Consider the following 7,054-nt stretch of genomic DNA (forward strand, 5'->3'; position numbering starts at 1 on the left):
GTCCTCGATGTAGAGGCGACTGGAGATTTCGATCTCCTCCATCTCCTCGCGCGTCGGGATGGCGACGCCGAGCCAGCTCTCGATGGCGGTTTCCTCGTCCTTGGTCGGATTGAAAAGATCGGCCCAGACAACCTTGTCGCCATTTGCCACAAGGTCATCAACCAGACGCAGCCGATCATTGTCCACGACGAATGCCTTGATCATCGCCGGATCTCCCTTGCTGGATCGAAGAGATTTTCGTTCGAAGCGTCGTCAGGACTGCATGGGCTTCGAGGAGCCCGCGAGCACCAGCCGATTAGACCTGCGGCATGATGAGGTCAAGACAGGCGACGGGAGGGCGCAATCTGCCGGACGCGCGCCGCCGCGAGCATCAGGTGTTGAACTTGAACAGCATGATGTCGCCGTCCTGAACGACATACTCCTTGCCTTCGTCGCGCGCCTTGCCGGCCTCCTTGGCCGCGACTTCGCCGCCGAGCGTGACGAAGTCGTTGTAGGCGATGGTCTGGGCACGGATGAAGCCGCGCTCGAAATCGGTGTGGATGACGCCGGCCGCCTGCGGCGCCTTATCGCCTTTGTGGATAGTCCAGGCGCGCGTCTCCTTCGGTCCGACGGTGAAATAGGTGATGAGATGCAAAAGGTCGTAGCCGGCGCGGATCACCTTGTTGAGACCCGGTTCGTCGAGGCCGAGCGAGGCGAGGAACTCCATCTCCTCGTCGTCGGAAAGCTGGGCAACCTCCGCTTCGATCGCTGCCGAGATGACGACGGTGCCGGCGCCCTGAGCGGCGGCCATCTTTTCCACGGCCTTGGAGTGCTCGTTGCCGGTCGCGGCATCGGCCTCGGCGACGTTGCAGACATAAAGCACCGGATGCGAGGTGAGCAGGTTCAGCCCCTGCAGGATGCGCAGATCCTCCGGTCCTATGCCCTTTAGCAGGATGCGGGTCGGCTTGCCCGCCTGCAGCAGTTCGAGCGCTGCCTCCATCATCGGCAGCACGGCCATCGCTTCCTTGTCCTTGCCGGCGGCGCGCTTGCGGAACTGGACGATGCGGCGCTCGAGGCTTTCGAGGTCGGCGAGCATCAGCTCGGTCTCGACCGTCTCGGCGTCGGCGACGGGGTCGATGCGGCCCTCGACATGGGTGATGTCGTCGTCCTCGAAGCAGCGCAGCACATGGACGATGGCGTCAACCTCGCGGATGTTGGCGAGGAACTGGTTGCCCAGCCCTTCGCCCTTGGAGGCGCCGCGCACCAGGCCGGCAATGTCGACGAAGGAGATGCGGGTCGGGATGATCTCCTTCGACTTGCCGATGGCGGCGATCTTCTGCAGGCGCGGGTCCGGCACCGCCACCTCGCCGGTGTTTGGCTCGATGGTGCAGAACGGGTAGTTGGCGGCCTGCGCCGCCGCCGTCCTGGTCAGCGCGTTGAAGAGCGTCGACTTGCCGACATTAGGCAAGCCGACGATGCCGCATTTGAAACCCATTGTGTCCGGTCCTATCGGGAAATCGAAATTTGATCAGGGCTATGGGCGAAAGGAGTGACGAACGTCAACCCCTCGGCCGCCATCCCCGGCGACGTTCAGCCCTTGCCGCCGAACAGCTTCTTCAGCATGGCGGCCATCGGGCCCGTTTCGGGCAGCTTTGCCGGCGCCTGCTGCGGCCTGGCCTGGCGGATGTGGCTCTGCGCCTTTGGCGCCTTGGGTGGCGGGCGATCGTCGTCGCCGGTCGGCGTCAGTTTTTCACGCAGGGCGAGCGTGATGCGGTTCATGAAGGAATTGTCGTCGCCCTTGGCCAGCAGGCCGGCGTCGTCGGCGATGGTGTCGAGCAGAACCTCGAGCCATTCGCGGTCCGCCTTGGCGAAGTCGCCAAGCACGTGGCCGTGCACCATTTCCTTGACGCCCGGATGGCCGACGCCGACACGCACGCGGCGATAGGCTTTGCCGACATGGTCGTCCAGCGAGCGGATGCCGTTGTGGCCGCCGGAGCCGCCACCGACCTTGACCCGAACCTTGCCGGCGGCAAGGTCGATCTCGTCATAGAAGACGGTGAGCGCGGCAGGTTCGAGCTTGTAGAAGCGCAGCGCCTCGCCGACCGCCTGGCCGGACAGGTTCATGAAGGTCTGCGGTTTGATCAGGAGGATCTTTTCGCCGGCGAGCGTGCCTTCGGCGATCAGGCCCTGGAATTTCTTCGACCAGGGCGAAAAAGAATGGCGGCGGGCGACTGCGTCCACCGCCATGAAACCGACATTGTGCCGGTTGTTGGCATATTTCGCGCCCGGATTGCCGAGGCCTGCGAACACAAGCATCGTCGTCTCCGGGCGGGAAAATTACTTCTCTTCGGCGGCCGGAGCCGCTTCGGGCGCTGCCGCCTCGGCCGTCTCTTCCACCTCGGGCTTCATCGCCGAGGAGCCGGCAATGGTCGCGATGGTGAAGTCGCGGTCCGAGATCACCGGCTTGACGCCGGCCGGCAGCGTGACCGCCGAGATGTGGATCGAGTCGCCGATATCGGTGCCGGCGAGATCGATGGTGATGAATTCCGGGATCGCATTGGCCGGGCAGTGGAACTCGACCTCGTGACGCACGATGTTGAGCACGCCGCCACGCTTGATGCCGGGCGACTTGTCCTCGTTGATGAAGTGGACAGGCACGTCGACATTGACCTCGGTGTCCTTGCCGATGCGCAGGAAGTCGACATGGACAGGGAAATCCTTGACCGGGTCGAGCTGGAAGTCCTTGGGCAGAACCTGGATCTTGCTGCCGCCGACATCGATCGTGGCCACCGTGGTCAGGAACCCGCCGCCGTGGATCTTGTAGTAGACGTCCTTGTAGTTGAGGGCGATCGCCAGGGGAGGCTGCTTGTCGCCGTAAATCACTGCAGGCACTTTACCGTTGCGGCGAACTGCACGGGCGGACCCCTTACCGACCTGTTCGCGCGCTTCGGCCTTGAGCTCGTAAGTATCGTGGCTCATGGCATTTCCTTTCGCGTGTTGTGGAGCGTTTGCGGCAGGCAATATGCCCAGCCGAAACGTCGAAAGCCGCCAGGCCTGGATGTCCGAACGCCGGTGGCCGCCAGAAGCGGACCTTTGTTCGGGGATCACAAGGGAAGGCAGCCTTCCGCCGCGTTGCCTCCAAGGGTGTCTACGCGGGTGGCGGCTCTATAGCGGAAGGCGGGCGCAGGCGCAAGCGGTTGGTCTGGAAGGCTTTCGCGACATTTCCAATGTCGAAAGCATACAGTCAAGAATCCCGTCCGTCCGGATGTAGGATCGGGCAGGCTTCAATCGTCCTGCGGCAGTTGTCTCAACCAATCCGTGAGGATCCGATATGAAACTCCTGTTCAGCCGCAATCCCAATCCTCGCCTTGGAGTCGCGACGGCACGCCATCTCAAGGCGGACGTTACGTTCGAATTCGCCTCACCCATGGTATCGGGGCAGGCCGAGCGCTATCGCGTGCTCAACCCAAATCTGACCTTGCCGATACTGGTCGGCTCCGGATGGAGCCTGTGGGAAGCCGACGCCATCGCCTGTCGGCTCTCCCGCGAGGTGGGCTCGAATTTTTGGCGCGGCGGGGACGATGAGCCGGACATGATCCGCTGGATAAGCTGGGGCAAGGAGAATTTCGCCAGAGGCTGCGACATGGTGCATTTCGAGCGCGGCACCAAGCAGCGCTGGGGGCTGGGTCCTATCGACCAGGCCCTCGTCGAGGAAGGCTTCAGGGTTTTCCACGCGGCTGCCGCCATCCTCGCCCCGGTGCTCGCGCAAAGGGAGTGGCTGGTCGGAAATTCCGTCTCCTACGCCGACTTTCGCATGGCGACGTTTCTGCCCTTCAACGATGCTGCCGGGCTACCGCTCGACGACTATCCGTCGATACGTCGCTGGTATGACCAACTCGAGGCGATCGATGCATGGCGCGATCCTTTCGCGGGTCTCGAGGCGCCGCCATTGCCGCGCGTGAAGAGTTACATTTCCAACGGTCGGCCCGGAACAGCGGTCTGATCGGCAGCCAGCGCCTCGCGCAAGGCCCAGACTTTTTGGGTGAGCGAATCGATCTCGGCCAATGTCATCCCGGAGCGCTCGATGAGCGTTTCACCCAGACAGTTGCATTGAGTGAGCAGCGCCCGGCCGGCCACGGTGAGATCGACCTGCACCTGGCGTTCGTCGGCATGGCTGCGCTGGCGGCTCACAAGACCGGCCTGCTCCATGCGCTTGACCAGAGGCGTCACGGTGCTCGATTCCAGCGCCAGCCTGCGCGCGATCGCGCCGACCGACATGCCATCTGCCTCTCCCAGGGCGTTGAGCACGAGATATTGCGGGTAGGTAATCCCCATCTCGTCGAGCATGGGCTTGTAGGTGCGGTTGATCGCCATGCTCGTGGCGTAGAGGGCGAAACAGAGCTGATTGTCCAACGGGAGAGGCACGGCGAATTCCTTTTGCCGACTGAGCATTTCTCAATGTTTACCACGAAAAATGATATCGCGATACATATTTCTTATGGACAAGGGGTTCGATCTGCGCTAACCACATTGTTGTCGCGATATTGATTATCGCGAAAATAATCAATGGAGATTGAGATGACCAAGCCCGGCAGCAGCACGATCGCCACCAAGGACGGAACCGAGATTTTCTACAAGGATTGGGGAGCCGGCCAGCCTATCGTCTTCCATCACGGCTGGCCGTTGAGCAGCGACGACTGGGACGCCCAGATGCTGTTCTTCCTTTCGAAGGGCTATCGCGTCATCGCTCATGACCGGCGCGGCCATGGCCGTTCCACCCAGACGGATACCGGCAACGAGATGGACACTTACGCCGCCGATGTCGCCGAACTCGCTGCGCATCTCGACCTCAAGAACGCCATCCATGTCGGCCATTCCACCGGCGGCGGCGAGGTGGCCCGCTACGTTGCCAAATACGGTGCTGGCGGCCGCGTCGCCAAGGCGGTGCTGATCGGCGCCGTGCCGCCGATCATGCTCAAGACCGCGGCCAATCCCGGCGGCCTGCCGATCGAGGTGTTCGACGGCTTCCGCTCCGCCCAGGCCGCCAACCGCGCCCAGTTCTTCCGCGATGTTCCGGCCGGCCCGTTCTACGGCTTCAACCGTCCCGGCGCCGAAGTCTCGCAAGGCGTCATCGACAATTGGTGGCGCCAGGGCATGATGGGCGGCACCAAGGCGCACTACGACTGCATCAAGGCATTCTCGGAAACCGACTTCACCGAGGACCTTAGGGCAATCGACGTGCCGGTGCTGGTGATGCATGGCGACGACGACCAGATCGTGCCGATCGCGGACTCCGCGCTGCTGGCCATCAAGCTGCTCAAGAAGGGCGAGCTCAAGGTCTACAAGGGCCTTCCGCATGGCATGGCCACGACCCATGCCGACATCATCAACGCCGACCTTCTGGCCTTCTTCAAGGCGTAAGGCCTTTCGGAACACAAGACACCCGCCATCTGGCGGGTGTTCTTGCGTCAGGCCGTGCCGATATCAGGCGATGCTCAAGCCGCCGTCGATCAGAATTTCCGCACCGACGATGAACGGGCATTCGTCCGAAGCGAGAAAAACCACTGCGTTGGCAATTTCCTCGGCGGTCCCGAAACGACCGGCAGGCACCAGGCCGACCACCGCCTTGGCGCGCGCCTTCGCCGCTTCGGGATCCAGCCCGAGCTTGTCGTTGAGCGGCGTGTCGATCGGACCCGGGCTGATCACATTGGCGCGGATGCCGCGCCCTATGAGTTCGCCGGAGAGCGTTCTGGCGAGCGAGATCATGCCGGCCTTGGCGAGCGAATAGACGTGTGTCCCGGCCATTCCCATATGTGCGTTGACCGAGCCGCTGAGGATGATCGAGGACGGGTTCGAAAGCAGCGGCACCAGCGCCTTGATCAGGAAATACGGGCCTTTGAGGTCGATATCGATGCTCCTGTCGAACGCCGCCTCGGTCCAGTCATCGAGCGGGCGTAGATCGGCGATGCCGGCGTTGAGGAAGACGGCGTCGAGCCTGCCGAAGGTTTCTCCGATCTGTCGCGCGATATCGTTTTGCGTCGTAATATCGCCGGCGTCGGCGGCGATGACAAACGTATCGCCGCCAAGAATCTTGCGGGCCTCCTCGAGACGGCTCGTGTTGGTGCCAGTGATGGCGACACGAGCGCCTTCCTCAATGAAGCGCCGCGCCGTCGCCAGACCGATGCCGCTGGTGCCGCCGGTAATCAGCGCGACCTTGTCTTTAAGTCTGGACACTACAGATTGCCTCATCTCGCTCGTAGCGCAGCGCACCGATCGGGCGCTGAGCCCGGCACCTTAGTTCAAGTTGAAGGCGTTCGCGCTACGTCTCGTGATGTCGCGCACACGTTTCAAACACTAACAGGCTTTCGCCTGGCGTGTGGAGAGAGAATCCATGAGCGCGTGGCAACTGCCACGAGCTCACGTCGAGTCCCGAAGATCGGCGGTTCCTTAGCGGGTCGCCGCTTCCGCCTTCCGCGCTTCCTTCATGTTCGGCAAGAACACCGTCAGCAGGCCGAGCAGCGGCAAATACGAGCAGACCTGGTAGACGAAGTCGATACCCTTCATGTCGGCCAGGACGCCGAGCACGGCGGCGGCGATGCCGCCCATGCCGAAGGCGAAGCCGAAGAAGATGCCGGCGATCATGCCGACCCTTCCAGGCACCAGTTCCTGCGCGAAGACGACGATGTTGGAGAAGGCCGACGACAGGATCAGACCGATCAGCACCGTCAGCACCATCGTCCATTCGAGGTTGGCGTAGGGCAGCGCCAGCGTGAAGGGCAGCACGCCGACGATCGAGAACCAGATCATCGCCTTCTGGCCATAACGGTCACCGAACGGGCCGCCGAGCAGGATGCCCAGCGCCGAGGCGCCGAGGAACAGGAACAGCATGACCTGCGAAATCTGCACCGAAACGCCGAACTTATGGATGGCGTAGAAGGTGTAGTAGCTGGAGATCGAGGCGATGTATGCGTTCTTGGTCAGCACCAGCAAGGTCAGCACGGCCAGCGCCCACATGACCTTGCGGCGCGGGAAGGGCGAGACGAGGCTTGCCTGCTTGCGGCTGGCGAGCGAAGCG

General features: G+C 62.7%; 8 protein-coding genes and 1 pseudogene. 2 read left to right on the forward strand and 7 right to left on the reverse strand.

The genetic code is table 11. The annotated features are described in order from the left end of the window. The 4 genes and pseudogenes from EN781_RS20840 to EN781_RS20855 all read right to left on the reverse strand — a co-directional run. Positions 1-204 (reverse strand): annotated as a pseudogene (locus EN781_RS20840) (magnesium transporter); the annotation flags it as partial. Between the two features lie 166 nt (positions 205-370). Next, positions 371-1,474, reverse strand: coding sequence for a redox-regulated ATPase YchF (gene ychF / locus EN781_RS20845; protein WP_126058678.1), 1,104 nt, complete (start codon positions 1,472-1,474; stop codon positions 371-373). A gap of 95 nt (positions 1,475-1,569) precedes the next feature. Next, on the reverse strand, positions 1,570-2,295 hold the full coding sequence (pth, locus tag EN781_RS20850; protein ID WP_126058679.1) for an aminoacyl-tRNA hydrolase: 726 nt from the start codon (positions 2,293-2,295) through the stop codon (positions 1,570-1,572). Between the two features lie 21 nt (positions 2,296-2,316). Next, on the reverse strand, positions 2,317-2,958 hold the full coding sequence (locus EN781_RS20855; RefSeq protein WP_126058680.1) for a 50S ribosomal protein L25/general stress protein Ctc: 642 nt from the start codon (positions 2,956-2,958) through the stop codon (positions 2,317-2,319). 352 nt (positions 2,959-3,310) lie between these two features. Between EN781_RS20855 and EN781_RS20860 the strand changes: the two genes are divergently transcribed. Beyond that, the gene (locus tag EN781_RS20860) at positions 3,311-3,982 is read left to right on the forward strand and encodes a glutathione S-transferase family protein (RefSeq protein WP_126058681.1); all 672 of its coding nucleotides are present in this window, start codon (positions 3,311-3,313) and stop codon (positions 3,980-3,982) included. Here EN781_RS20860 and EN781_RS20865 read toward each other — a convergent pair. Next, entirely contained in the window at positions 3,946-4,404 is a 459-nt protein-coding gene (locus EN781_RS20865) for a MarR family transcriptional regulator (RefSeq protein WP_126059384.1), read from the reverse strand. The two genes, EN781_RS20860 and EN781_RS20865, sit on opposite strands and share 37 nt — an antisense overlap. A 153-nt stretch (positions 4,405-4,557) precedes the next feature. Here EN781_RS20865 and EN781_RS20870 point away from each other — a divergent pair, with 153 nt between their 5' ends. Further along, positions 4,558-5,400 (forward strand): alpha/beta hydrolase, encoded by an 843-nt coding sequence (locus tag EN781_RS20870; RefSeq protein ID WP_126058682.1) that lies wholly within the window; start codon positions 4,558-4,560, stop codon positions 5,398-5,400. 63 nt (positions 5,401-5,463) lie between these two features. On the opposite strand, the gene EN781_RS20875 is transcribed toward EN781_RS20870, so the two are convergent. Both EN781_RS20875 and EN781_RS20880 read right to left on the reverse strand, forming a co-directional pair. Next, on the reverse strand, positions 5,464-6,213 hold the full coding sequence (locus EN781_RS20875; protein WP_126058683.1) for an SDR family oxidoreductase: 750 nt from the start codon (positions 6,211-6,213) through the stop codon (positions 5,464-5,466). A 213-nt stretch (positions 6,214-6,426) separates the two neighbouring features. Further along, positions 6,427-7,054: MFS transporter (locus tag EN781_RS20880; protein ID WP_127400290.1), on the reverse strand; the 628-nt coding region annotated here is incomplete at its 5' end.

Origin of the sequence: Mesorhizobium sp. M4A.F.Ca.ET.090.04.2.1, from assembly GCF_003999085.1 — a bacterium.
Lineage (GTDB): Bacteria > Pseudomonadota > Alphaproteobacteria > Rhizobiales > Rhizobiaceae > Mesorhizobium.